This is a genomic window from Bradyrhizobium sp. 604_D8_N2_3 (genome assembly GCF_051810765.1).
Taxonomy (GTDB): Bacteria; Pseudomonadota; Alphaproteobacteria; order Rhizobiales; family Xanthobacteraceae; genus Bradyrhizobium; species Bradyrhizobium barranii.
The window spans coordinates 8,448,514-8,471,453 of sequence record NZ_JBPWPM010000001.1 but is presented as its reverse complement, the minus strand read 5'-3'; the positions used below and the strand labels follow the sequence as shown (position 1 = coordinate 8,471,453).

At 64.3% G+C, this 22,940-nt stretch carries 23 protein-coding genes; 18 read left to right on the top strand and 5 right to left on the bottom strand.

Features of this window, described 5'->3' with window-relative positions; translation table 11 throughout:
- Positions 1–57 precede the first annotated feature (57 nt).
- Complete coding sequence (locus tag AB7245_RS40725) at positions 58–735, top strand: peroxiredoxin-like family protein (protein ID WP_085403442.1); 678 nt, start codon at positions 58–60, stop codon at positions 733–735.
- 3 nt (positions 736–738) lie between these two features.
- Here AB7245_RS40725 and hydA read toward each other — a convergent pair whose 3' ends face one another.
- Positions 739–2,193, bottom strand: coding sequence for a dihydropyrimidinase (gene hydA, locus AB7245_RS40720; RefSeq protein ID WP_085403423.1), 1,455 nt, complete (start codon positions 2,191–2,193; stop codon positions 739–741).
- Between the two features lie 114 nt (positions 2,194–2,307).
- Complete coding sequence (locus AB7245_RS40715) at positions 2,308–2,916, bottom strand: TetR/AcrR family transcriptional regulator (protein ID WP_085403422.1); 609 nt, start codon at positions 2,914–2,916, stop codon at positions 2,308–2,310.
- Between the two features lie 103 nt (positions 2,917–3,019).
- On the opposite strand from AB7245_RS40715, the gene AB7245_RS40710 reads away from it, so the two are divergent.
- From AB7245_RS40710 to AB7245_RS40685, 6 genes are all read left to right on the top strand, one after another.
- On the top strand, positions 3,020–3,715 hold the full coding sequence (locus AB7245_RS40710; RefSeq protein ID WP_085403421.1) for a PspA/IM30 family protein: 696 nt from the start codon (positions 3,020–3,022) through the stop codon (positions 3,713–3,715).
- A gap of 40 nt (positions 3,716–3,755) precedes the next feature.
- Positions 3,756–4,031: a YiaA/YiaB family inner membrane protein gene (locus AB7245_RS40705; RefSeq protein WP_014491840.1), complete on the top strand. Its 276-nt coding sequence runs from the start codon at positions 3,756–3,758 to the stop codon at positions 4,029–4,031.
- A 261-nt stretch (positions 4,032–4,292) separates the two neighbouring features.
- Positions 4,293–5,354, top strand: a complete 1,062-nt coding sequence (locus AB7245_RS40700; protein ID WP_085403420.1) for an amidohydrolase family protein — start codon at positions 4,293–4,295, stop codon at positions 5,352–5,354.
- 71 nt (positions 5,355–5,425) lie between these two features.
- On the top strand, positions 5,426–6,538 hold the full coding sequence (locus tag AB7245_RS40695; RefSeq protein WP_167768044.1) for an amidohydrolase family protein: 1,113 nt from the start codon (positions 5,426–5,428) through the stop codon (positions 6,536–6,538).
- Between the two features lie 21 nt (positions 6,539–6,559).
- Positions 6,560–6,973, top strand: a complete 414-nt coding sequence (locus tag AB7245_RS40690) for a Rieske (2Fe-2S) protein (RefSeq protein WP_014491843.1) — start codon at positions 6,560–6,562, stop codon at positions 6,971–6,973.
- A gap of 73 nt (positions 6,974–7,046) precedes the next feature.
- The gene (locus AB7245_RS40685; RefSeq protein WP_014491844.1) at positions 7,047–7,253 is read left to right on the top strand and encodes a hypothetical protein; all 207 of its coding nucleotides are present in this window, start codon (positions 7,047–7,049) and stop codon (positions 7,251–7,253) included.
- A 159-nt stretch (positions 7,254–7,412) separates the two neighbouring features.
- Here AB7245_RS40685 and AB7245_RS40680 read toward each other — a convergent pair whose 3' ends face one another.
- Positions 7,413–8,258, bottom strand: a complete 846-nt coding sequence (locus AB7245_RS40680) for an SDR family NAD(P)-dependent oxidoreductase (RefSeq protein ID WP_085403419.1) — start codon at positions 8,256–8,258, stop codon at positions 7,413–7,415.
- Between the two features lie 183 nt (positions 8,259–8,441).
- On the opposite strand from AB7245_RS40680, the gene AB7245_RS40675 reads away from it, so the two are divergent.
- From AB7245_RS40675 to AB7245_RS40660, 4 genes are all read left to right on the top strand, one after another.
- A complete protein-coding gene (locus AB7245_RS40675; protein ID WP_135214800.1) occupies positions 8,442–9,938 on the top strand; it encodes an aldehyde dehydrogenase family protein in 1,497 nt (498 codons plus the stop codon).
- Between the two features lie 207 nt (positions 9,939–10,145).
- Positions 10,146–11,009, top strand: a complete 864-nt coding sequence (locus tag AB7245_RS40670) for an outer membrane protein (RefSeq protein ID WP_085403417.1) — start codon at positions 10,146–10,148, stop codon at positions 11,007–11,009.
- A gap of 157 nt (positions 11,010–11,166) precedes the next feature.
- The gene (locus AB7245_RS40665; RefSeq protein ID WP_085403416.1) at positions 11,167–12,294 is read left to right on the top strand and encodes an alkene reductase; all 1,128 of its coding nucleotides are present in this window, start codon (positions 11,167–11,169) and stop codon (positions 12,292–12,294) included.
- Between the two features lie 226 nt (positions 12,295–12,520).
- Positions 12,521–13,027, top strand: a complete 507-nt coding sequence (locus AB7245_RS40660) for a GFA family protein (protein WP_041954128.1) — start codon at positions 12,521–12,523, stop codon at positions 13,025–13,027.
- On the opposite strand, the gene AB7245_RS40655 is transcribed toward AB7245_RS40660, so the two are convergent.
- Positions 12,981–13,412 (bottom strand): TfoX/Sxy family protein, encoded by a 432-nt coding sequence (locus AB7245_RS40655; RefSeq protein ID WP_085403415.1) that lies wholly within the window; start codon positions 13,410–13,412, stop codon positions 12,981–12,983. The genes AB7245_RS40660 and AB7245_RS40655 overlap by 47 nt on opposite strands.
- A 151-nt stretch (positions 13,413–13,563) precedes the next feature.
- Here AB7245_RS40655 and AB7245_RS40650 point away from each other — a divergent pair, with 151 nt between their 5' ends.
- Entirely contained in the window at positions 13,564–15,225 is a 1,662-nt protein-coding gene (locus AB7245_RS40650) for a thiamine pyrophosphate-binding protein (RefSeq protein WP_085403414.1), read from the top strand.
- A 229-nt stretch (positions 15,226–15,454) separates the two neighbouring features.
- On the opposite strand, the gene AB7245_RS40645 is transcribed toward AB7245_RS40650, so the two are convergent.
- Positions 15,455–16,834 (bottom strand): LLM class flavin-dependent oxidoreductase, encoded by a 1,380-nt coding sequence (locus AB7245_RS40645; protein WP_085403413.1) that lies wholly within the window; start codon positions 16,832–16,834, stop codon positions 15,455–15,457.
- Between the two features lie 284 nt (positions 16,835–17,118).
- Between AB7245_RS40645 and AB7245_RS40640 the strand changes: the two genes are divergently transcribed.
- The 6 genes from AB7245_RS40640 (at position 17,119) to AB7245_RS40615 (ending at position 22,852) form a co-directional block, all read left to right on the top strand.
- On the top strand, positions 17,119–18,504 hold the full coding sequence (locus AB7245_RS40640) for a M20 family metallopeptidase (protein ID WP_085403412.1): 1,386 nt from the start codon (positions 17,119–17,121) through the stop codon (positions 18,502–18,504).
- 100 nt (positions 18,505–18,604) lie between these two features.
- Positions 18,605–19,516: an amino acid ABC transporter substrate-binding protein gene (locus AB7245_RS40635; protein WP_063985668.1), complete on the top strand. Its 912-nt coding sequence runs from the start codon at positions 18,605–18,607 to the stop codon at positions 19,514–19,516.
- Positions 19,517–19,632: 116 nt separating this feature from the next.
- Positions 19,633–20,364 carry an amino acid ABC transporter permease gene (locus AB7245_RS40630; protein ID WP_085403411.1) on the top strand — a complete coding sequence of 244 codons (732 nt, stop codon included), beginning with the start codon at positions 19,633–19,635 and terminating at the stop codon, positions 20,362–20,364.
- A 4-nt stretch (positions 20,365–20,368) separates the two neighbouring features.
- On the top strand, positions 20,369–21,061 hold the full coding sequence (locus AB7245_RS40625; RefSeq protein ID WP_063985666.1) for an amino acid ABC transporter permease: 693 nt from the start codon (positions 20,369–20,371) through the stop codon (positions 21,059–21,061).
- 12 nt (positions 21,062–21,073) lie between these two features.
- Positions 21,074–21,805: an amino acid ABC transporter ATP-binding protein gene (locus AB7245_RS40620; protein ID WP_014491857.1), complete on the top strand. Its 732-nt coding sequence runs from the start codon at positions 21,074–21,076 to the stop codon at positions 21,803–21,805.
- Between the two features lie 186 nt (positions 21,806–21,991).
- Positions 21,992–22,852, top strand: a complete 861-nt coding sequence (locus tag AB7245_RS40615) for a D-amino-acid transaminase (protein WP_063985665.1) — start codon at positions 21,992–21,994, stop codon at positions 22,850–22,852.
- Positions 22,853–22,940: the final 88 nt, after the last annotated feature.

Below are 22,940 nucleotides of genomic sequence, written 5' to 3'. Positions count from 1 at the left end.
CCTTCATTTTCAAATGATCCAGATAGGACGGGCCAACAGCAAAAGATGGAGCTACCCATGGCCCTGCAAGACAAACTCGATGCCTTCAAAGCCGACTTCGAAGCCGGCCGCTTCCCGCTCAAGCCCAGCAAGGAGGCGCTCGACACCATGCACCGCGCCACCGCCGAACTGATCGCGAGCGGCCAGGCGCAGCGCGCCAAGAAGGCCGGCGACGCCGCGCCGGAATTCATCCTCAGGGATCCCGACGGCAAGCAGGTCGCGTCGCGCGACCTGCTCGCGAAGGGACCGCTGGTCGTGTCGTTCTATCGCGGCGTCTGGTGCCCGTATTGCAACCTCGAGCTCCAGGCGCTGCAGGAGACGCTGCCGGAGATCGCCGCGCGTGGTGCGAGCCTCGTTGCGATCTCGCCGCAGACAGCGCCGAACAGCCGCAAGTCGGAGCGCGAGAACAAGCTGTCGTTCCCGATCCTGAGCGACGTCGCGAGCGGCCTCGCCGACGCCTTCGGCATCCGCTTCGCGCTGCCGGCCGATCTCGTCTCGCTCTACAAGTCCTTCAAGAACGACCTGCCGACGTTCAACGACAATCCGGCCTGGGTGCTGCCGATGCCCGCGCGCTACGTCATCGGCCGCGACGGCATCATCGCCTATGCGGAGGTGAACCCGGACTATACGCAACGCCCCGATCCGTCCGAACTGTTGCCGGTGCTCGACCGGTTGCGGGCCGGCAAGGCGGCCTGATCGTTACGGCGTCACCGCTCCGCGTGTGACCGCACGCGGGGCGGTCAGTTGCTTCCACGTCGAGTTGGCGACATGCACCGGCGAGAACGCCGGACGCTCGACATAGTGCCCGTCGCCGGCCTCGGCGCGCAGATCGCCAGCCTTCCAGACGATGCGGCCACGCGACAGCGTCGCGGCCGGTCCGCCGGTGCAGGCAAAGCCTTCGAACACGTTGTAGTCGATCCGGCTCATCTGCCGCTTCGCGCTGATGGTCTTGCTCGCCCTGGGGTCCCACACCACGACATCGGCGTCCGAACCGACGGCGACGGCGCCCTTGCGCGGGTAGATATTGAGGATGCGCGCGATGTTCGCCGAGGTCACCGCGACGAATTCTTCCTTCGTGAGCCGCCCCGTCGCGACGCCCGCGGTCCACAACAATGCGAGCCGATCTTCGAGGCCGCCGGTGCCGTTCGGGATCTTCCTGAAATCGCCGAGCCCGAACCGCTTCTGCTCGGTGGTGAAGGCGCAATGGTCGGTGGCGACCACCTGGAGCGAGCCTGATTGCAGGCCGGCCCAAAGACTGTCCTGATGCGATCTGTCGCGGAACGGCGGCGACATCACGCGCTGCGCGGAATGATCCCAGTCCCTGTTCTGGTACTCGCCGGCATCCAGCAGCAGATGCTGGATCAACGGCTCGCCGTAGACGCGTTTCCCAGCAGCCCGTGCGCGGGCAATCGCCTCATGCGCTTCGCGGCAGCTCGTGTGCACGATATAGACCGGCGTGCCCGTCATGTCGGCGATCATGATGGCGCGGTTGGTGGCCTCGCCCTCGACCTCCGGCGGCCGCGAGTAGGCGTGGCCCTCGGGGCCGGTGACGCCGCGCGCGATCAGCGCTTCCTGCATCAAGGCGACGACGTCGCCGTTTTCCGCATGCACCACCGGCATGGCGCCGAGATGGGCGCAGCGCGCGAACGAGTTGTAGAGCTCGTCATCGTTCACCATTAGCGCGCCCTTGTAGGCCATGAAATGCTTGAAGGTGTTGATGCCGTAGGTTTTGACCACGGTCTCCATCTCGTCATAGATCTGCTTCGACCACGACGTCACCGCCATGTGGAAGCCGTAGTCGATCGCCGCCTTCTCGGATTTGTGCCGCCACTCCTGATAGGCCGCGAGCATCGACTGGCCGGGATCGGGCAGGCAGAAATCCACCACCATGGTGGTGCCGCCGGTCAGCGCCGCCTTCGTCCCGGATTCGAAATCGTCGGCGGTCACCGTGCCCATGAACGGCATTTCGAGATGGGTGTGCGGATCGATCCCGCCCGGGATGACATAGGCGCCGCCGGCATCGACGATCTCCGCGCCCGTCGGTGCATCGAGCGATGTTCCCATCGCGACGATGGTCTCGCCGTCGATCAGCACGTCCGCACGGCGCGAATGATCATGATTGACGACGGTGCCGCCGCGGATGAGGAGGGGCATGGGAGACTCCGGAGAGAGGACGAGATGCGGCGAAAGCTAAGCGTGCTGCCAGCGATGCGACAGGCGAAATTTTAGTCAGGCGTCGCCGCCGGTTTCGCTGCGCTCTCTCGGCTTCTACGCCGCCCGCGCGATCAAGCCGTCGATCATCGCCCGCACCAGGCCCGCGATTTCCTTCCGCAGCGCCGGCAGCGGCACGGCGACCAGCCTCTGCTCGAGCCCCAGCGCCACCATGCCATGCACGGCCGAGAACAGGCTGCGTGCGGTGATGCCGAGCTCTTCGGTCCCTCTGTCCGGAAACAACGCTGCCAGCGGCGCGTAGATGTGGCGGAACAGCTGCAACTGGTCGTCGACGGACCAGTCGGGGACTTCCTTGCCGGGCGCCATGCGATGCTCGAACATTGCGCGCCAGAGCTCGAGATTTTCTGCGGCGAAATCGCAATAGGCGATCGCGATGCGGACCAGCGTCTCCTGCGGCGACGGATTGCCCGCGCTCACCGCCGCGCTGAGCACCTTGTCGAGCCGGAGTAACGTGCGCGAGCCGACGCGCAGGACCAACTCGTCCACGTCGGCGACGAGATTGTAGACCGCGCCATTGGCGCAGCCGATCTCGCGGGCGAGATCGCGGGTTTTGAGACCCGCCAACCCGCGCTCAGCGATCATCCGCTCGGCCGCCTGGATCAGGTCGGCCCGCAATTTCTCTCGACGTTCCAAGGCTTTAGTCATTTATTAATCAAATTCTTGAGCGACGCTCAAATATTTATTGAACGATGTTCAAGGTTTCTGCTACAAACCATCTGTGAGCAACGCTCATAACAGGGAGCAGCAAATGTTCAAGACCGTAGTGACACTTTTCCGCGGCAGCGTGGCCGCCGCAGGCGAGGAACTGGAAGACCGTACGACCCTTCTGATCCTCGACCAGCAGATGCGCGACGCGGCCGCCGCCGTCGAGCGCAGCAAGCGGACCCTGGCGCTGGCAATCGCCCAGGACCAGCAGGAAGGCCGCAAGCTCGAGGCGACCGTGGCCCGCATCGCCGACCTCGAGACCCGCGCGGTTGCGGCGCTCGACGGTGGCCGCGAGGACCTCGCCAAGGATGCTGCCGAAGCCATCGCAGGCTTGGAGGCCGATCGCGATGCGGCGATGACCGCACGCGCATTGTTCGCGACCGAGATCATCAGGCTGAAGCGCCACGTCGCAAGCGCGCAGGCCCGCATCACCGAGCTCGATCGCGGCCGTCGTGTCGCCCGTGCCTCGGAAGCGGTGCGCTCGCTTCGTCGCAGCGGCATTGAGGCGGCACGCCCTTACGAATCCACGCTGCCGGAGGCGGAGAGCACCTTGAGGCGCCTGCGCGACCGGCAGATGGAAGCCCAGGCCGCTGACGACGCGCTGGTCGAGCTCGATGCGGCCAGCGGTCCGCTCGCCACCGCCGAACGGCTCGCCGAGCAGGGCTTTGGCCCCCGGCTCAAGACGACCGCGGACGACGTGCTGGCGCGGTTGAAGTCCAAGCGCATGCCGACCGCCTGATCCCAAACCCAATCATCATTCGAACCAACAGGAGACCATCATGAACCAGAACGGCCAGCCCCACAGCAGCGCCTGGGTGACCTTCACTTACGCGTCCTTCGCAGCCTCCGCGTTCCTCGTCGCCATCGGCATCTTCTTCCTGCCGATCGATCTCTGGATGAAGGGATATCTCACCATGGGCATCGTGATGCTGATCCAGACCTGCATCACCTTGACCAAGACGGTGCGCGACAATCACGAGAGCAGCCGGCTGGTGAACCGGATCGAGGATGCCAAGGCCGAGCGACTGCTGATGGAAGTGTCCAAGGCGGCTTGAGGCGAGAGCGCATAAAAGCGCGAAATAGCTGCAGTATGGAGCGGCGGATGCCGTAGCATCCACCGCTCGCGCCGTGAGACCATCCACCATCGAGCGGTCGCCGCGTGCGACGAATCGCGGATCTTCATATCGCGCCTGCGAAATGCAACCGAGCCATGACGGATCGCGCGGGCGGGCGACCTTGCGCGCCGGCACGGGCAGGGGCACTCTGCGCAAGCGGCGCACAAGAACGCCGCCAATAAGATTGCACGAGGAAGCTCCATGGCGGTGACGCGGATCGACTGCGACATCCACCCGGCGGTTGGTGGCACGCGCACGACGCTGCTTCCTTATCTCAGCGATCACTGGAAAGAGCAGGTCGTGAGCCGCGCCATCGACGGGCTTGATCTCACCTCCTATCCGCCGAGCATGCCGCTGACCGGCCGTGCCGACTGGCGGCCGGCCAATGGCGTCAAGCCCGGCTCCGACCTCGCCATGGTGCAGAAGGGCGCCTTTGATCAATTGGGCGCCAGCCACGCGATCCTCAACGTGCTCTATGGCGCGCAGGCCGTGTTCGACGCCTACATGGCGGCAGACTTCTGCAAGGCTATCAACGACTGGATCGCCGCCGAATGGCTGTCGCGCGATCCGCGCCTTCGGGCCTCCATCGTGGTGCCGATGCAGGATCCGGATCTCGCGATCGAGGAGATCGAGCGCCGCGCCGGCGACAATCGTTTCGTCTCCATCCTGGTATTGGCGCAGGGCGAGACGCTGTTGGGTCGGCCGCATTTCTGGCCGGTGTACCGGCTCGCCGAGAAGTACCAGCTACCGCTGGCGATCCATGCCGGTACGCAATATCGTCAGGCGCCGAGCTCGGCCGGCTGGCCGTCGCACCGCTACGAATATTACTTCGTCGAGGCGCAGGCGTTTCAGGCGCAGATCCTGAGCCTCATTTATGAAGGCGTTTTCGGCAAGTTTCCCAACCTGAAGGTCGTGCTGATGGAATCCGGCGTGAGCTGGCTGCCGGCCTTCATGTGGCGCGCCAACAAGACCTGGCGCGGCGTCCGCGTCGAGGTTCCCTGGGTCGAACGCGAGCCGGCTGCAATCATCCGCGACAATTTCCGCGTCACCATGCAGCCCTTCGATGCGCCGGGCGACGCCAAAAGCGTCGAGGAGATCATCGACCAGATCGGCTCGGAAAAGATGTTCCTGTTCGCGTCCGACTATCCACACTGGCAGTTCGACGGCGACGATCCGATTCCGCCGAACCTGCCGAAGAGCATCATCGCGAAGATGTGCGTCGACAATCCGCTGGAGACGTTTCCGCGGTTGTCGCTGAATTGACGCATGATCCGGAAAAGTGGGTACCGGTTTTCCGATAAGATCATGCGCAAACAAAAAGTTTGGAGGATCGCATGAGTGACGTCATCGACCGCCCGCTGCTCGACGAAGAAAAGCCCGCCGCCTCGCGGTTGCGCATCGTCGATTGCGACGTGCATCCGAGCTTGCGCTCGACCGATGATCTCAACGAGTTCCTGCCGAAACGCTGGCAGCAGCATCTGAAGGAGTATGGCAGCCATCTGCGCACGCCTTATCTCTTCACCACGCCCTATCCGCGGTCATCGCCCTTGATCGCACGGCGTGATGCGTGGCCGCCGACCGGCGGGCCGCCCGGCTCTGATCTCGCCTTCATGCAGAAGCAGCATCTCGATCCGCTCGATGTCGAGTTCGGCATTTTGCAGGTGCTCGATCTCTTCATCTTCTCGCAGCAGAACCTGGAATTCGGCGCCGCGATCCAGCGCGCCATCAACGATTGGCAACTGGCGTTCTGGTCGCATCGCGATCCGCGCCTGAAGGCGTCGATCCTGGTCGGGCAGGACGGCGTGGATCTCGCCATCGCCGAGATCGAGCGCTGCGCCAAAATCGGCGAATACATCCAGATCAACGTCTCGCCGCGCGCCAACGAGCCGCTCGGCCGCCGTCGCTACTGGCCGATCTACGAGCGCGCCGAGGCGCTGGACCTGCCACTCGGCATCCATGTCGGCGGCTATGGCGGGCATGCGCCGACCGGCGGCGGCTGGCCGTCCTATTATGTCGAGGAGCACCAGTCCAACGCACACACCATCGCGGCGCAGCTTGCGAGCCTCGTCATCGAAGGCGTGCCGGAGCGGTTTCCGAAGCTGAAGATCGTCTTCATCGAGGGCGGCTTCGGCTGGATCCCCTCGGCGGTGTGGCGGATGGACCAGCATTTCGAGCGCTTCCGCAGTGAGGTGCCGCATCTCAGGCGCAAGCCGTCGGAATATGTGCGCGAGCATTTCTGGTTCACGACGCAGCCGATCGACGAGCCCGACGAGGCGCGGCATCTGCGTTCGCTGATCGAATGGGTCGGCATCGACAGGCTGTTGTTCTCGTCGGACTATCCGCACTGGGATTTCGACGATCCGCGCTTCGCCTTCAAGACGCCGCTCTCTGAAGCCGAGCGGAAGAAGATCTTCAGCACCAATGCCCGCGCGGTCTACAAGTTCTGAGCAAAGAGGTTCTGAACGGATATGGCCCGTCACATCGTCGCGCGCACCTCGGAGATCCCGCCCGGCGGCAACAAGGTCGTCGATATCGCGGGCCGCGACATCGTCGTGTTCCACGTCAATGGCGAGTTCTTCGCACTGTTGAACCGCTGCCCGCACGAGGGCGCGCCGCTGGAGAAGGCCGCTTGCGTGGCGCGGCTGACCTCGCCCGAGCCCGGAATCTATGAGCGCTCGCGCGTCGGCGAGATGCTGCGCTGTCCCTGGCACGGCTGGGAATTCGACATGCGCAACGGCCAGTCCTGGTTCGATCCGAAACGGGTCAAGATCCGGTCCTATCCGGTCGCGGTGGAACGTGGCGAAGAGTTGCAGAAGGGCCCATATGTCGCCGAGACGTTTCCGGTGCATGTCGAAGACAGCTATGTGATTGTCGAGGTCTGAGCCGGCATTGCCGATTGAGATTCCAACGCAGGTGCGTTATGGCTCTCGCGCTTTCCAGAGGCGGAGATGAGCTTTGTCGAAACAATCCCTGCGTGAGGAGGCCGAGCGCCTGATCCGCGAATCGATGGAAAAGAAGACCATCGTCGTCAAGCAGGGCTCGACCCGCATCGAGGCCGTCTGCGGCAAGTGCGGCGCCCCGAACCGGGTGCAGGCGGAAAAGGGCCAGAGCCGGGTCAAATTCGCGTGCAAGAATTGCGGGCATCAGCAGGAAACGCTGTAGGGCGCTTGCGCGGTATTGCTGCGCCGCGAGGCTCTAGCTCCTCATCCTGAGGAGCCCGCTGAAAGCGGGCGTCTCGAAGGATAGAGGCCGAGCTGTCGCAGCGGGGCCTTCATGGTTCGAGACGCGCGTTCCGCGCTCCTCACCATGAGGGTCTGATAGTCAGTCCCCCTTCACGAACTTCGCGAACGCGTCGGCATAGTCCGGGTGCCAGCGCGACAGCGGCGGGCGGTTCTCGACGATGTCTCCCGCCGCCCACAGCATCCGCTTCTCGTCGAGCTCGCGCGGCACGTCGTTGTCCGGGCAGAGGATGTAGAAGTCGCCGGCTTCCAGCCGTGCCAGCATGAAATCCACGGTCTGCTCAGCCGTCCAGGCCCCGGCCGGCTTCTCGGTGCGGCCCTTCGCGGTCAGGCCGGTGAAGACGAAGCCGGGGATCAGCAGATGCGCGGTGATGCGGCAGTCCTTCGTGTTGCGCAGCTCGTGTTGGAGCGCTTCCGTAAAAGCCTTCACGCCGGCCTTGGAGACGTTGTAGGCGGGATCGCCGGGCGGCGTGGTGATGCCCTGCTTCGAGCCGGTGTTGATGATCAGCCCAGCCTTGCCGCGCGCGATCATGCCGGGTGCGAAGATGCGCGAGCCGTTGATGATGCCCCACATGTTGACGCCGATGATCCGCTGCCAGTTGTCGGGCTCGCCGAACAGCGTGCTGCCCGGCTGGATGCCGGCATTGTTCATGAGGATGTCGGTGCCGCCGAAGCGCTCGCGCACGCCGCGTTCCAGTTCCGTCACGCTCTCGGCCTTGCTGACATCGACCGCGAACGTCATCACATGTGTGGCAGGCGTGACGGATGACAGTTTTGTTGCAGCTTCCGCCAGCCGCGCCTGATCCACATCTGCGATGCACACCTTCATGCCGGCGCGCGCGAAGGCCAGCGCGGCAGCCAATCCGATACCGGATGCGCCGCCCGTGATCACGGCGACATTGTCTTTGACGATGGCGGAATGTGGCATGGTTGGTCTCCGGGGAAGGGCTCGGTCGAGCTATAACATGGCACTCGCGCGACCCTGCACAAGTCGGCATGGGAGGTCTTCGTTCCACGCCGCCTTTACGCCTTTCCGGCGGCGCTGTATTCTATTTGACCTAACGATCCCGCCCAGATCGAACCAATCAATCATTTGACAGGGAGTGCAGCCATGGCTGTGTCGCAGGCTATTCCGATCACGCGCCATCCGTTCGCCAACGGGTCCTACAAGCAGATGCTGATCGACGGGAAGTGGGTCGATGCTGCCTCAGGCAAGCGCTTCGAGACCCACAACCCCGCCACCGGCGAATTGCTGGCGACGGTCGCCGAGGGCGACAAGGAAGACATCGACCGTGCGGTCGCCGCCGCTCGCCGTGCCTTCGAAGGCCCCTGGAGCAAAGTCAAACCGTTCGAGCGGCAGAACCTGCTGCTCAAGCTCGCCGACCTCGTCGAGAAGAATTTCGACGAATTGTCGCAGCTCGACACGCTCGACATGGGCGCGCCCCTCAGCCGCACCCGCGCCTATCGTCTGCGCGCCGTCGGCATGCTGCGCTATTACGCCGGCCAGACCACCGCGATCCATGGCGAGACCATCGAGAACTCGCTGCCCGGCGAAATCTTCTCCTACACGCTGAAGGAGCCGATCGGCGTCGTCGGCGCCATCATTCCCTGGAACGGCCCGCTTACCGCGACGATCTGGAAGATCGGCCCGGCCATCGCGACCGGCTGCACCGTGGTGCTGAAGCCTGCCGAAGAGGCGCCGCTCACCTCGCTGCGCATCGCCGAACTGGCGATGGAAGCCGGCATTCCGCCCGGCGTCATCAACGTCGTGCCCGGCTATGGCGAGACCGCGGGCGCCGCGCTTGCTTCGCATCACGACGTCGACAAGGTCGCCTTCACCGGCTCGCATGTCACGGGACAATCGATCATCCGCGCCTCGGCCGGCAACCTCAAGCGCGTCTCGCTCGAGCTCGGCGGAAAGTCGCCGGACATCGTGTTTGCCGATGCTGATCTCGATGCCGCCGTCCCCGGCGCCGCGATGGCGGTGTTCGCCAATTCCGGCCAGATCTGCAGCGCCGGCACGCGCCTGTTCGTCGAGCAGTCGGTCTACGAAGAGTTCGTCGGCCGCGTCGCCGAGTTCGGCAAGAAGCTGCAGGTCGGCAACGGCCTCGATCCCAATGTGCAGATCGGCCCGCTCGTGTCCGAGGAGCAACTCAAGCGCGTCACCGGCTATCTCGACATCGGCCAGAAGGAAGGCGCGCGTGCGCTCGCCGGCGGCGGCCGCGTCACCGAAGGCGCGCTGTCGAAGGGCTTCTTCGTCTCGCCGACGGTGTTCGCGGGCGTGCAGGACAACATGCGCATCGCGCAGGAGGAGATTTTTGGTCCCGTCATCTCCGCGATCGCGTTCAAGGACATGGACGAGCTGGTCAAGCGCGCCAACAACACCACCTTCGGCCTCGGCTCGGGCCTGTGGACGCGCGACGTCAGCAAGGCCCATGCGGTGGCGAAGAGCTTGCGCGCCGGCTCGGTGTGGGTGAACTGCTACCAGGCGATGGACCCGGCCGTACCCTTCGGCGGCTACAAGATGAGCGGCTACGGCCGCGAATCCGGCAAGCAGCATGTCGAGGAATATCTCAACGTGAAGGCCGTCTGGATCAAGACGGCGTAGGGCGTTTCTGCTGCCGCGTCCGGGTTTCAGCGGCTGATCTTGCTTGCGGCGACGAGAGGCTGCTTGCGACGACCAGAAGTTGTTGCCCGGGCGCTACAAGCGTTTTGAAACGGCTGTTGTCCGCGATCTCGCAAGGATTGTTATCCCATTTCGAACGTCGGCCCGTTACTGCTGGTCAACGTCAATGTTCGGGTTGGGATATCGAGAATGCTTCGCTTCACTTCGATCATGCTTGTGGCTTTGGGCGTCGCCTCGACGCAGCCCGCGGTCGCAGCCGATATCGCCGCGCGTGCGCCGCTCTACAAGGCGCCGCAATTGCCCGTCGCCTACAACTGGTCGGGCTTCTACGCCGGCGTGAATGTCGGATATGGCTGGAGCGATGATGCGATCAAGCTCGTGCCGCACGACCCGGTTTTCACCGCGGGTGTGCTCGACGTGGCCCTCGCGGGTGGCCTTGTCCCGCCGTCATTGGCAACAAACCCGCGTGGTGTGCTGGGCGGCGTGCAGGCCGGCTACAATGTGCAGACGGGCTCCCTGGTATGGGGCGTCGAAGCCGATATCGCGGCCGCCGGCATCAAGGGCAGTTCGACGGTCTCCCGAACCCTGCCGGTCTTTCCGGACATCATGACCAGGCAAGAGCAGAAGGTCGACTGGTTGGGGACCGTGCGCGGCCGGATCGGTGCCACCGTTACACCCGACCTGATGCTCTACGCGACCGGCGGTCTTGCCTATGGACATGTCAAGGCGTCGACGTCGATCGTGGATCCCACGCTTGCGGCCGGCACGCCCTGCCTCAACGTGATCTGTGGGGCGGGGACGTCGGAAAGCTGGCGCGCGGGCTGGGCCGTCGGCGGTGGCGGCGAGTACCGCTTTGCGTCGAACTGGAGCGTCAAGCTCGAATATCTCTATTATGATCTCGGCAGCGAGAAATACACTTTCTTCAATCCGCTGTTCCCGTTCACTCCGGGCCCCGCGCGTGGCTTTGACGCAACCGCGGATTTCACCGGCCACATCGCGCGGGTCGGCCTGAACTACAAGTTCGGCTCGGGCCCGGTCGTCGCGAAATACTGATCCGCCGTTCTGGACGGACAGCAAGCCCCGGGCCCGGCCCGGGGCTTTTTGCTTCTGCCGCTTCTTTCGGCTGGCCAGCCATCCACCCAAGCGACTTCCGGGCTGCCACTCTTTCTCATATGATCCCCGTCCTCTCATCGATCATTCCGGGGATCACATGAAATTCGAGGCGTTGTTCAAACCGTTGCAGGTCGGTCCGTACAAGCTGGCGCATCGCGTCGCGTTGGCGCCGCTGACGCGCATGCGCGCCGAGCGCGCGAGTTTTTCGCCGCGGCCGCTCAACGCCGAATATTACGGTCAGCGCGCCACGCAAGGCGGCTTGATCATCGCTGAAGCGTCCCCCGTGCTCTCGCATGGCCGCGGCAACCCCGCGACGCCCGGCATCTATTCGGAGGCGCAGATCGCCGGCTGGCGCAAGGTGACGGATGCCGTGCACGCCAAGGGCGGCATCATCTTCCTTCAGCTCTGGCATGTCGGCCGCGTTTCGCATTCGTCCTTCCACGGCGGTGAGCCGCCGGTCTCGGCTTCGGCGATTGCGATCAAGGCCGAAGGCATGAAGGCGATGACCGCCGACGGCAAGATTTCTGATTACGAGACCCCGCGCGCGCTGGAGACCGACGAGGTCAAGGGCGTCGTTGAGGCGTTCCGGCAGGGCGCGAAGAACGCGCTTGCCGCCGGCTTCGACGGCGTCGAGATCCACGGCGCCAACGGCTATCTGCTCGAGCAATTCCTGCAATCACGCAGCAACCAGCGCACCGATCAATATGGCGGTTCGATCGAGAACCGCGCGCGGCTGCTCCTGGAAGTCACGCAGGCGGCCATCGACGTCTGGGGCGCGAACCGCGTCGGCGTGCGGCTGTCGCCCCACGGCATCGCCAACGATTCCGGCGAGCCCGATCCGATGCCCCTCTACACCCACGTCGTGAAGACGCTCGACAAGCTCGGCCTTGCCTATCTTCACTTCATCGAGCCGCGCTCCAGCGGCGCTGGCCGTGCCGACGTCCACTGGGAGAACGTGCCGTCGGCGATGGTGCTGTTTCGTCCGCTCTACAGCGGCGTGCTGATGACCGCCGGCGGCTTCACCGGCGAGACCGCGAATGCGGCGATCGCCGACGGCCATGCCGACATCATCGCCTTCGGCCGCATCTTCATCTCCAACCCAGATCTGCCGCGCCGCCTTCGGCACGACTATCCGATCACGCCGTATAACCGCGCGACGTTCTACGGCGGCGAGGAGAAGGGGTATACGGATTACCCGGTGTATGACGAGCTCGCGACGGCGTAGAGACCTTCGTAGCCCGGATGGAGCGCAGCGAAATCCGGGTTTCTCACCTCGCCGATAGACTTCCCCGGATTGCGCTTCGCTCCATCCGGGCTACAGGTCTATATTCGTAGCTCCGACGAGCCCACAAACTCCGTCATTGCGAGCGTAGCGAAGCCATCCAGAGTCTTTCCGCAGAGGCAGTCTGGATTGCTTCGCTGCGCTCGCAATGACGACGGAAGGACCTACCATGGCCAAAGCCGCAGTCGCCGCAGGAACCGCCACCGGCCAATGCCTCTGCGGCAAGGTCACCTTCGAGATCGACGTCCCCGCGCGTTGGGCCTGGCATGATCATTCGGCCAGTAGCCGCCGTGCCCACGGCGCGGCCTATGCGACCTATGTCGGAAGCTGGAAGAAGCGCTTTCGCATCACCTCGGGGAAAACCGCGCTCGCCCGCTACGAGGACAAGGCCACCAGGACCGCGCGCAGCTTCTGCGCCCATTGCGGCACGCCGATCGCGTACGAGCGGCCGCGCGGACCGCACATGGTCAACATCCCCCGCGCACTATTCAACGAGCGCACCGGCCGCCAGCCGCTCTATCACATCGCGATCGAAGAGCTTCAGGAATGGGCCTATACCGGCGAGCCGCTGGTGCCGCTGAAGGGCTTTCCGGGCGTGGTCTGGCAGCGCTCGAAAAAGAAGAAGCGCGCTAGCGGCGAAGACCCTTTCGAGCTCGGCCGCGAGGAGGTGCTTTAGCCTTGGCGGCGACCTTGGTCTTCGCCGCAACAGCCTTCCGCGGCGCCGCTTTGCGTCCCGCCGCATTCGCCGCCACGAAGTCGAGCCCGCGCTTGACCCATTTTTTCAGATCGGCATCGCTCTGATAGCCGTCCGGCGCGACGCGCACAAAGCCGGTCATGATGCGCCCGCGCATTTCCATCGGGCTGGCGTGCGGCTCCTGCAGCATGCGTGCATGCGCGTCCGGGCCGACACGGATCAGCATGCCGCCGCGCCCGCTTACGGTGCAGCACATGGTGTTGTTCACCATGAAGCAGAGGCCGCCCATCATCTTCTTTTCCGCGACGTCTCGCTGACCCGCCAGCAATTTGCGCACCCGCGCCGCGGTGTTCTCGTCATAGGCCATCGCGTCTCCCCGTGCAGGTTTACGCCCGAGCATGTTCCCAGCTTGCCCGCGCCGACGCAAGTCTGCCATGACGGCGCTTCCTTGCGTGCCTCGGCCAAGTTCGGCCATCATGCCTCACCTTGCGGCAGCGCCCGCGGGGCCTGGAGGAAACATGAAGAACAAGATTACCGGCCGCTCCGCTTTTCTCGCGCTGCTCAAGGACGAGGGCATCACCCATCTGTTCGGCAATCCCGGCACCACTGAGCTGCCGATCATGCACGCGCTGAAGGACCATCCTGATCTCACCTATGTGATGGCAATGCAGGAGAGCCTGGTGGTGGCGATCGCGGATGGCTACAGCCGCGCCTCCGGCAAGCTCGTCGCCTGCAACGTCCATGTCGCGCCGGGGCTCGGCAACGCGATGGGCTCGCTCTACAACGCCCAGTTCACGGGCACGCCGATGATCCTGACCGCCGGCCAGCAGGAGCAGGGCCACGGCCTGATGGAGCCGGTGCTTTATGGCCCGCTGGTGCGTATGGCCGAGCCGCTGGTGAAATGGGCGGTCGAGGTGACGCGGCTGGAAGATCTGCCGCGCATCGTCCGCCGCGCCGCCAAGGTCGCGATGACGCCGCCGACCGGGCCGGTGTTCATCTCGCTGCCGGGCGACATCCTCAACAGCGAGGCCGGCATCGATCTCGGTCGCTCCACCCGGATCGATGCTCGCGTAAAGCCGTCGGACGAGGCGCTGAAGGCGTTTGCCGCGCGGCTGCTCAAGGCTGAACGTCCCGTCATCGTCACCATGGACGAGGTGGTCAAGAGCGATGCACTGAAGGAGGCCGCCGAACTCGCCGAGCTGCTTGGTGCGGCCGCCTATCAATCCTCGACGCCCTACGGCTCGCATTTCCTCTCGGAAAGCCCGAGCTTCCTCGGTACGCTGGCCCGCGTGCAGAAGGTCGCGCGCGACACACTCGCACCTTACGATCTTCTGATCGCGCTTGGCGGCGATCCCTTGCGCATGTCCGTCTACAGCGAAGTCGATGCGCTGCCGGATGGCCTGGGCATCGTGCAGATCGGCCTCGTCGATTGGGAGATCGCCAAGAACTACGGGGCTGAAATCGCGCTGAAGGCGGATCTGAAGGAAACGCTGCGGGCGCTGATCCCGATGCTGAAGGAGATGGGCGGCGCCGCGCTGGCAAGCCGTGCAAAGCAGCGCCTCGTCGAACTCGCGCCGAAGAACTGGACCGCGCGGCGTGCCGCGCTGGTCGAGCAGATCGGCAAGAGCGCCGGCCGCAGCCCCATCGATCCCGACTTCCTGGTGCTGCAAATGGTCGAGGCCATGCCCGATCATGCGATCCTCGTCGACGAAGGGCTCACCTCGAGCCGCCAGATCACGGCGCTGCGTCCGCACCGCGACCGCTTCGGCTATCATGGGCTTGCCTCCGGCGGCATCGGCTGGGGCCTGCCGGCCTCCGTCGGCGCCAGCATCGCCAATCCGGATCGCCCGGTGGTTTGCTTCTCCGGCGACGGCAGCGCGATGTATTCGATCCAGTCGCTGTGGACGGCGGCGCATCACAAGCTGCCGCTCAACGTCGTCATCGCCAACAATGGCGGCTACCGCATCATCAAGCAGCGCCTGCTCGCCTTCCATGGTGACGACAATTACGTCGGCATGGATTTCGTCGATCCGCCGGTGGATTTCGCAGGGATTGCGAAGGCGCTCGGCTGCGAGGCGATCAAGGTGAGTGATCCCCGCGAGTTGAAGGCGACGCTGGCGTCGGCGTTCGGTCGGCCGGGGACGAAGCTGATCGAGGTAATGGTGGACGGGAAGGTGTAGGGCAGCGCGCCATCGCGTCGGTGCTCGCCACGTTCTCAGCTGTCATCGCCCGACTTGATCGGGCGATCCAGTATTCCAGAGACGGCTGTGATTCCTCGATAGGCCGCGGCGTACTGGATGCCCCGGTCCCGGCTCCGCCAAGGCTACGCCGGGACCACAAGGGTACTCGGCCGCCGAAGCCTTTTGGCGAAGGCGGCAAGCCGGGGCATGACAGCGTACCTAGCGGCTTCTACCCCTTCTTCCCCACCCGATACCCCGCCGCCGGATGCGGTGCGTCGAGCCGCGCACGGCCGTCGCCGAACAGCTTCTCCCGCAGCGTGCCCTTTGCATATTCCGGCTTGTAGCGGCCGCGCTTGGTCAGCTCCGGCACCAGCATGTCGGCGATATCCTCGAAATCGCCGGGCGAGATCGCAAAGGCGACGTTGAGGCCGTCGACGTCAGTCTTCTCGAACCAATCCTCGATCTTGTCGGCGACGCTCTCGGGCGTGCCGACCACGACCGGGCCGGCGCCACCGATGCCGACATGCTCGATGACGTCGCGGACGGTCCAGACGCGGTCGGGGTCGCCGCGGGTGACGTTATCGAGTGCGCTGCGGCCGGCGTCGTTCTGGACGTGACGCACCTGCTGGTCGAGCTCGTAGCCGGAGAAGTCGATGCCGGTCCATCCCGACATCAGGGCCAGCGCGCCTTCCGGACTGATATGCGACCGGTAGTCGGCATACTTGGCCGCCGCTTCGGCTTCCGTGTTGCCGAGGATGATCGTCATCATGTTGAACATCAGGATCTCCGCCGGATTGCGGCCGAGCGCGGCGGCTTCCTGGCGGATCGCGGAGACGCGCGGCGCAATGATCTTGGCCGACGGTCCTGACATGAACACGCATTCGGCATGCTTCGCCGCGAATTGCCGGCCGCGCGGCGAGGTGCCGGCCTGGTACAGCACGGGCGTCCGCTGCGGCGATGGCTCGCTGAGATGGATGGTGTTGTTGATGCGGTAATTCGCGCTCTCATGATTGATGCGATGAACCTTGCTCGGATCGGTGAAGATGCCGCGCTTGCGGTCGCGCAGCACCGCGTCGTCCTCCCAGCTCCCTTCCCAGAGCTTGTAGACCACCTCCATATATTCGTCGGCGATGTCGTAGCGATCGTCGTGTCCGGTCTGCTTGTCCTTGCCGGCGCCGCGCGCGGCGCTGTCGAGATAGCCGGTGACGACATTCCAGCCGATCCGTCCCTCGGTGAGATGGTCGAGCGTCGACATCCGCCGCGCGAACGGGTAGGGCGGCTCGAAGGACAGGTTGCTGGTGACGCCGAAGCCGAGATTTTTCGTCACCGCCGCCATCGCCGAGAGCAGCAGCAGCGGCTCGTTCGACGGCGTCTGCGCTGCATTGCGCAAGGCCGCGTCAGGGCTGTTGCCATAGACGTCATAGACCCCGAGCACGTCGGCCAGGAACAAACCGTCGAAACGGCCGCGTTCCAGTGTCCTGGCGAGATCGATCCAGTAGGGCAGGCGGTTATATTCGGCGGTGCGATCGCGCGGGTGGGTCCACAGCCCGGGTGATTGATGCGCGACGCAATTCATCGCAAAGGCGTTGAGCCTGATCTGCTTGGCCATGACGATCCCCCGGCGCCCTATACCGAGCGCTCTTCGAATGATAAACGTGCGCCTCAACTTGGCGAAGTTCTTGCATATTCTTGGCCCTTGGCAAGGGCCAAGAATAGAAAGGCTTGCGCTTGGCAAGGCCAAAATCAGCGGCGCTCCCGCTCTTGGCAAGCCAATCTCAAGAGAGCAAGAACGAAATCGCAAGAGAACTACAAGAACTGTCCAAGTCCCCGCCACTTTCGAAGGCCACCCTGTCTCGGGTAGGGTCCTTCGCCTCGAAGTCCGAAAAGCAAATCATGACCAGAGCCGACGCCATCTCCCGCGCCCGTGAGGATTTCAAATCCGGCGCGTTCCTCGCTGAACTCGACCGCCGCGTCGCCTTCAAGACCGAGAGCCAGAATCCGTCGCGCGGCGCCGAACTGCGTTCCTATCTGGAACAGGAGATGATGCCCTCCTTTGCTGCGCTCGACTTTACCAGCCGCATCGTCGAATCCCCGAGCGGCAAGGCGCCGTTCCTGTTCGCCGAGCATCACGAGAGCGCGTCAGCGCCAACCGTGCTGATCTACGGCCATGGTGACGTCGTCGACGGCATGGAGGGGGAGTGGCGCGACGGCCGCGATCCCTGGCGCACGACGGTTGCGGGCACGCGGCTCTATGGCCGTGGCACCGCCGACAACAAGGGCCAGCACAGCATCAACATGGCAGCACTCCGCGCAGTGCGCGAGGCCCGCGGCGGCAAGCTCGGCTTCAACGCAAAATTCATCGTCGAAATGGGCGAGGAAATCGGCTCGCCCGACCTCGGCAAGGTCTGCGACCTCAATCGCGATGCGCTCAAGGCCGATTTGTTCATGGCCTCCGACGGACCGCGCCTGTCGGCCGACCGGCCGACCTTGTTCCTGGGCTGCCGCGGCGGCATCCGCATTCATCTCGACGTCAATCTGCGCGATGGCGGCCATCATTCCGGCAATTGGGGCGGCGTGCTCGCCAACCCCGCGACCATTCTCGTCAACGCGATCTCGACGCTGGTCGACGGCCATGGCCGGCTTCAACTCGACGCGCTGAAGCCGCCGCGGCTCACCAACCAGATCCGCAGCTATCTCGCCGACGTGCAGGTGGTGCCGACCGAGGACGAGCCGGCGCTCGCGGAGAACTGGGGCGAGGAAGGGCTGTCGGCCGCCGAGCGGCTCTATGCCTGGAACACGCTCGAAGTGCTGGCGATGTCGTCCGGAAATATCGAGAAGCCCGCGAATGCCATCCCCGGCCACGCCAATGCCGTGCTGCAACTGCGTTTCGTGGTCGGCACCAAGGTCGACGGCCTGATCGATGCGGTCCGCGCGCATCTGGTGCAAAAGGGCTTTCCGATGGTCGAGGTGCGGGCCGCCCAGAGCTTTGCGGCGTCGCGCACCGATTTCGACAGCCCCTGGATCACGTGGGCGGCGGATTCGGTGAAGGAGACCACCGGCAAGGCGCCGGCCGTTTTGCCGAATTTCGGCGGCTCGCTGCCCAACGACGTGTTTTCCGAGATCCTGGGCCTGCCGACGATCTGGGTCCCGCACTCCTATCCCGGCTGCTCCCAGCATGCGCCCAATGAGCACATCCTGCTGCCATTGACCGAAGAGGCCTTGACGGTGATGGCCGGGCTGTTCTGGGATCTCGGGGAATTGCCCAAGCCACTCGGCTGAGCCATTAACCTGAGCCGCAATCCAGCCGAAAGTCACATTCTAATCCGGCCCAATCTGTGCTTGCATCCGGGCCGCATCATCCTGAAAGGGGAATAAAAAAGTGAGACATTTCCGTAGCATCGGCCTCGCGCTCGCCGCGACCTTCGCCGTCAGCCAGGCCGGGGCCCAGGAGCTGACCGGCACGCTGAAGAACATCAAGGACACCGGCGCCATCACGCTCGGCTTCCGCGATTCCTCGATCCCGTTCTCCTATCTCGACGACAACCAGAAGCCCGTCGGGTTCGCGATGGACATCTGCTACAAGATCGTCGACGCCGTGAAGAAGGAGCTCAAGCTCGACAAGCTCGAGGTCAAGCTCAATCCGGTGACCTCGGCGACCCGTATTCCGCTGATGGCCAACGGCACGATCGACCTCGAATGCGGCTCGACCACCAACAATGCCGACCGCCAGAAGCAGGTGGCCTTCACCAACACGCACTATCTGACTGCCAGCCGCTACGTCTTCAAGAAGTCGAGCGGCCTGAAGTCGATCGACGATCTCAAGGGCAAGACGGTGGTCTCCACCGCCGGCACCACCAACATCAAGCAGCTCACCGAGGCCAATGTCGCGAAGAGCCTGGGTGCCAATATCATCCCGGCCAAAGACCATGCCGAGGCCTTCCTGATGGTCGAGACCGACCGCGCGGTCGCCTTCGTGATGGACGACGTTCTGCTCGCGAGCCTCGTTGCCGGCTCGAAGACGCCGGACGACTATGTCATCTCCAAGGACGCGTTCTCCAAGCCTGAGCCCTACGGCATCATGCTGCGCAAGGACGACGCGCCGTTCAAGAAGGTGGTCGATGCAGCAACCGCTGCGCTCTACACCTCCGGCGAGGGCCTGAAAATCTACGATAAGTGGTTCACGGCCAAGATCCCGCCGAAGGGCCTCAACCTCAACACCCCGATCTCGGCCGAGCTGAAGAACGAGTTCGCGAAACCTTCGGACTCGCCGAACCCGGACGACTATAAGTAAGATATAACCTCGGTCTCCGGATCGGGATCATGTCCGGCCACTCTTGACACCAGAGTGGCCGGACATTTGCATAGGCGCCGGGACATCCATAGCTGGCGCGTTCGCGCGGGGGACACGTGAACTACCACTGGAACTGGGGAATCTTCTTCGAGCCGAACCCGATGGGGACCGGCACCTATCTCGATATGCTGCTGTCGGGACTGGTGTTGACCCTCAAGACGGCGGCGCTCGCCTGGATCATCGCGCTGATCTTCGGCTCGCTCGTCGGCGTCATGCGCACGCTGCCGTCCAAGGGCGCCTACTGGTTCGGCTTCTGCTGGGTCGAGTTCTTCCGCAACATGCCGCTGCTGGTGCAGCTGTTCCTGTGGTTCTTCGTGCTGCCGGAATTGCTGCCGAAGGCCGCCGGCCTCTGGCTGAAGCAGCTGCCGAACGCGCCGTTCTGGACGGCCGCGATCGGCATCGGCTTCTTCATGTCGGCCCGCGTCGCGATACAATTGCAGGCCGGTATCGGCTCGCTGCCGCGCGGCCAAAAAATGGCGGCGACCGCGCTCGGGCTGACCACCATGCAAGGCTATCGCTACGTGCTGCTGCCGATGGCGTTCCGCATCATCCTGCCGCCGCTGACCTCCGAGTTCCTCAACACCATCAAGAACACGGCTGTCGCCATCACGATCGGCCTGATCGAATTGACTGGTCAGGCGCGCTCGATGCAGGAATTCTCGTTCCAGGTGTTCGAGGCTTTCACGGCAGCGACCCTGCTCTATCTCCTTGTCAACGCCATTGTCGTGACGGCGATGCGCTTCCTCGAGCGCTGGGTCGCGATCCCCGGCTACATCACGGGGAAATAGCACCATGTTCAGCAATCTCGATTTCGAGGTCATCCGCCGCTCGCTGCCCTATCTGTTCTACGAGGGCATGACCTTCACGGTGACGCTGACGGCGCTCGCCGCCTTCGGCGGCCTGATCTTCGGCACGGCGATCGCCCTGATGCGGCTGTCCGGCTACAAGACACTCGGGCGCATCGCGGGTGTCTATGTCGACTTCATGCGCTCGCTGCCGCTGGTGCTGGTGATCTTCTGGTTCTATTTCCTGGTGCCCTATATCGGGCAGTGGGTGACCGGCGCCTCGCGTCCGATCAGCGTCGGCGCGTTCGCATCCTCGCTCATCACCTTCATCATGTTCGAGGCGGCGTACTTCTCCGAGATCATGCGCGCCGGGATCCAGTCGATCTCGCGCGGCCAGCCGGCCGCCGCCAACGCGCTCGGCCTGACTTACGCGCAGACCATGCGCTACGTCGTGCTGCCGCAGGCGTTCCGCAACATGCTGCCGGTGTTGCTGACGCAGACCATCGTGCTGTTCCAGGACACCTCGCTGGTCTATGTGCTGTCGATCCCGGACTTCCTCGGCGCGGCCAGCAAGGTCGCGCAGCGCGATGGCCGTCTGGTCGAGATGTATCTGTTTGCCGCCGTCGTCTACTTCACCATTTCCTGCATCGCGTCTTTCGGCGTTCGCCGCCTCCAGTCGCGCATCGCCATCATTCGATAGAGCGCATCGGTCATGATCGAAATCAGCCACGTCAACAAATGGTACACCCCGACCTTCCAGGTGCTGACCGACTGCACCACCAGCGTGACCAAGGGCGAGGTCGTCGTGGTCTGCGGCCCCTCGGGCTCGGGCAAGTCGACGCTGATCAAATGCGTCAATGCGCTGGAGCCGTTCCAGGAGGGCGACATCAGCGTCGACGGCACCAAGGTCAATGACCCCAAGACCAATCTGCCGAAACTGCGTTCGCGCGTCGGCATGGTGTTCCAGCATTTCGAGCTGTTCCCGCATCTGAAGATCATCGACAACCTCTGCCTCGCGCAGCAGAAGGTGCTAGGACGGTCGTCCGACACGGCTGTGGCAAAGGGTATGCAGCTCCTGGACCGCGTCGGCTTGAAGGAGCAGGCGCAGAAATTTCCGGCGCAGCTCTCCGGCGGCCAGCAGCAGCGCGTCGCGATCGCCCGTGCGCTCGCCATGGACCCGATCGTCATGCTGTTCGATGAGCCGACCTCGGCGCTCGACCCCGAGATGGTGAGCGAGGTGCTCGACGTCATGGTCGATCTCGCCCGCGAAGGCATGACCATGATGGTCGTCACCCACGAGATGGGCTTTGCCCGCAAGGTCGCCAACCGCGTCATCTTCATGGACCGCGGCGAGATCGTCGAGGACGCGGCGAAGGAGGACTTCTTCGGCAAGCCGCGCAGCGACCGCGCGCAGAAGTTCCTGTCGAAGATTTTGTCGCATTAACCTCTGCTGTCGTTCCGGGACGCGCCTCTTGGCGCGGGCCCGGAATCCATAACCACCGGCCGGGGTTATGGATTCCGGGCTCGTCGCTTCGCGCCGCCCCGTAATGACGGGTTGAGGGTTTCGTGGCCCCAACAAATCCCGTATACGGGCAGGCAAATCCCCCTTTCCCTCCCCAGGAGACCTGCCTTGGACTCGATCGCCTACGTCAACGGCTCATTCGTCCCGCTCTCGGACGCCAAAATCTCGGTCCTCGATCGCGGCTTCCTGTTCGCCGACGGCATCTACGAGGTCTCGGCGGTGCTCGACGGCAAGCTGGTCGACAACGCTTCGCACCTGACGCGCCTGGAGCGCTCGGTGGGCGAGATCAAGCTGAAGTTGCCGGAGACGGTCGAGCGCATCACCGAGCTCCAGAAGGAGCTGATCGCGCGCAACAAGGTCGAGAACGGCCTCGTCTATCTGCAGGTCACGCGCGGCGCCGACAAGGGCCGCGACTTCGCCTTCCCCAAGGGCGACGTCAAGTCGAGCCTGGTGATGTTCACCTCCGAGAAGGACATCATCAACGCCGCCTCGGCCAAGACCGGCATCAACGTGATCACCGTGCCCGACATCCGGTGGGAGCGGCGCGACATCAAGAGCGTGGCACTGCTCGCGCAGGTTCTGGCGAAGCAGGCTGCGGCCGAAGCCGGTGCCGGCGAGGCCTGGATGCTGGAAGACGGCTACGTCACCGAGGGCGGTTCGTCCTCGGCGTTCATCCTGACCAAGGACGACGTCATCGTGACCCGCAAGAACTCCAACGCGATCCTGCCGGGCTGCACCCGCAAGGCCGTTGTGGCGCTCGCCGAAGAGCGTCAGCTTCGCGTCGAGGAACGTTCCTTCACGGTCGCCGAGGCGCTCGCCGCCAAGGAAGCCTTCGCCACCTCGGCGTCGCTGTTCGTCCAGCCGGTGGTTGCGATCGACGGCAAGAAGGTCGCCGATGGCAAGCCCGGCCCGATGGCCACGCGGCTGCGGGAGATTTATATCGAGTTCGCCAAGGCGACGGCGGTCTGAGCCGCACGCTCAGCTGTCATCGCCCGGCTTGACCGGGCGATCCAGTACGCTGCGGCCTCGCGGTTGAATCAGTACGGCCTCTGGAATA

Bases quoted from the DNA above. Each gene is read 5' to 3' on its own strand.
- AB7245_RS40725 (WP_085403442.1), top strand. From the start codon at position 58: ATGGCCCTGCAAGACAAACTCGATGCCTTCAAAGCCGACTTCGAAGCC.
- hydA (WP_085403423.1), bottom strand. From the start codon at position 2,193: ATGCCCCTCCTCATCCGCGGCGGCACCGTCGTCAATCATGATCATTCG.
- AB7245_RS40715 (WP_085403422.1), bottom strand. From the start codon at position 2,916: ATGACTAAAGCCTTGGAACGTCGAGAGAAATTGCGGGCCGACCTGATC.
- AB7245_RS40710 (WP_085403421.1), top strand. From the start codon at position 3,020: ATGTTCAAGACCGTAGTGACACTTTTCCGCGGCAGCGTGGCCGCCGCA.
- AB7245_RS40705 (WP_014491840.1), top strand. From the start codon at position 3,756: ATGAACCAGAACGGCCAGCCCCACAGCAGCGCCTGGGTGACCTTCACT.
- AB7245_RS40700 (WP_085403420.1), top strand. From the start codon at position 4,293: ATGGCGGTGACGCGGATCGACTGCGACATCCACCCGGCGGTTGGTGGC.
- AB7245_RS40695 (WP_167768044.1), top strand. From the start codon at position 5,426: ATGAGTGACGTCATCGACCGCCCGCTGCTCGACGAAGAAAAGCCCGCC.
- AB7245_RS40690 (WP_014491843.1), top strand. From the start codon at position 6,560: ATGGCCCGTCACATCGTCGCGCGCACCTCGGAGATCCCGCCCGGCGGC.
- AB7245_RS40680 (WP_085403419.1), bottom strand. From the start codon at position 8,258: ATGCCACATTCCGCCATCGTCAAAGACAATGTCGCCGTGATCACGGGC.
- AB7245_RS40675 (WP_135214800.1), top strand. From the start codon at position 8,442: ATGGCTGTGTCGCAGGCTATTCCGATCACGCGCCATCCGTTCGCCAAC.
- AB7245_RS40670 (WP_085403417.1), top strand. From the start codon at position 10,146: ATGCTTCGCTTCACTTCGATCATGCTTGTGGCTTTGGGCGTCGCCTCG.
- AB7245_RS40665 (WP_085403416.1), top strand. From the start codon at position 11,167: ATGAAATTCGAGGCGTTGTTCAAACCGTTGCAGGTCGGTCCGTACAAG.
- AB7245_RS40660 (WP_041954128.1), top strand. From the start codon at position 12,521: ATGGCCAAAGCCGCAGTCGCCGCAGGAACCGCCACCGGCCAATGCCTC.
- AB7245_RS40655 (WP_085403415.1), bottom strand. From the start codon at position 13,412: ATGGCCTATGACGAGAACACCGCGGCGCGGGTGCGCAAATTGCTGGCG.
- AB7245_RS40650 (WP_085403414.1), top strand. From the start codon at position 13,564: ATGAAGAACAAGATTACCGGCCGCTCCGCTTTTCTCGCGCTGCTCAAG.
- AB7245_RS40645 (WP_085403413.1), bottom strand. From the start codon at position 16,834: ATGGCCAAGCAGATCAGGCTCAACGCCTTTGCGATGAATTGCGTCGCG.
- AB7245_RS40640 (WP_085403412.1), top strand. From the start codon at position 17,119: ATGACCAGAGCCGACGCCATCTCCCGCGCCCGTGAGGATTTCAAATCC.
- AB7245_RS40625 (WP_063985666.1), top strand. From the start codon at position 20,369: ATGTTCAGCAATCTCGATTTCGAGGTCATCCGCCGCTCGCTGCCCTAT.
- AB7245_RS40620 (WP_014491857.1), top strand. From the start codon at position 21,074: ATGATCGAAATCAGCCACGTCAACAAATGGTACACCCCGACCTTCCAG.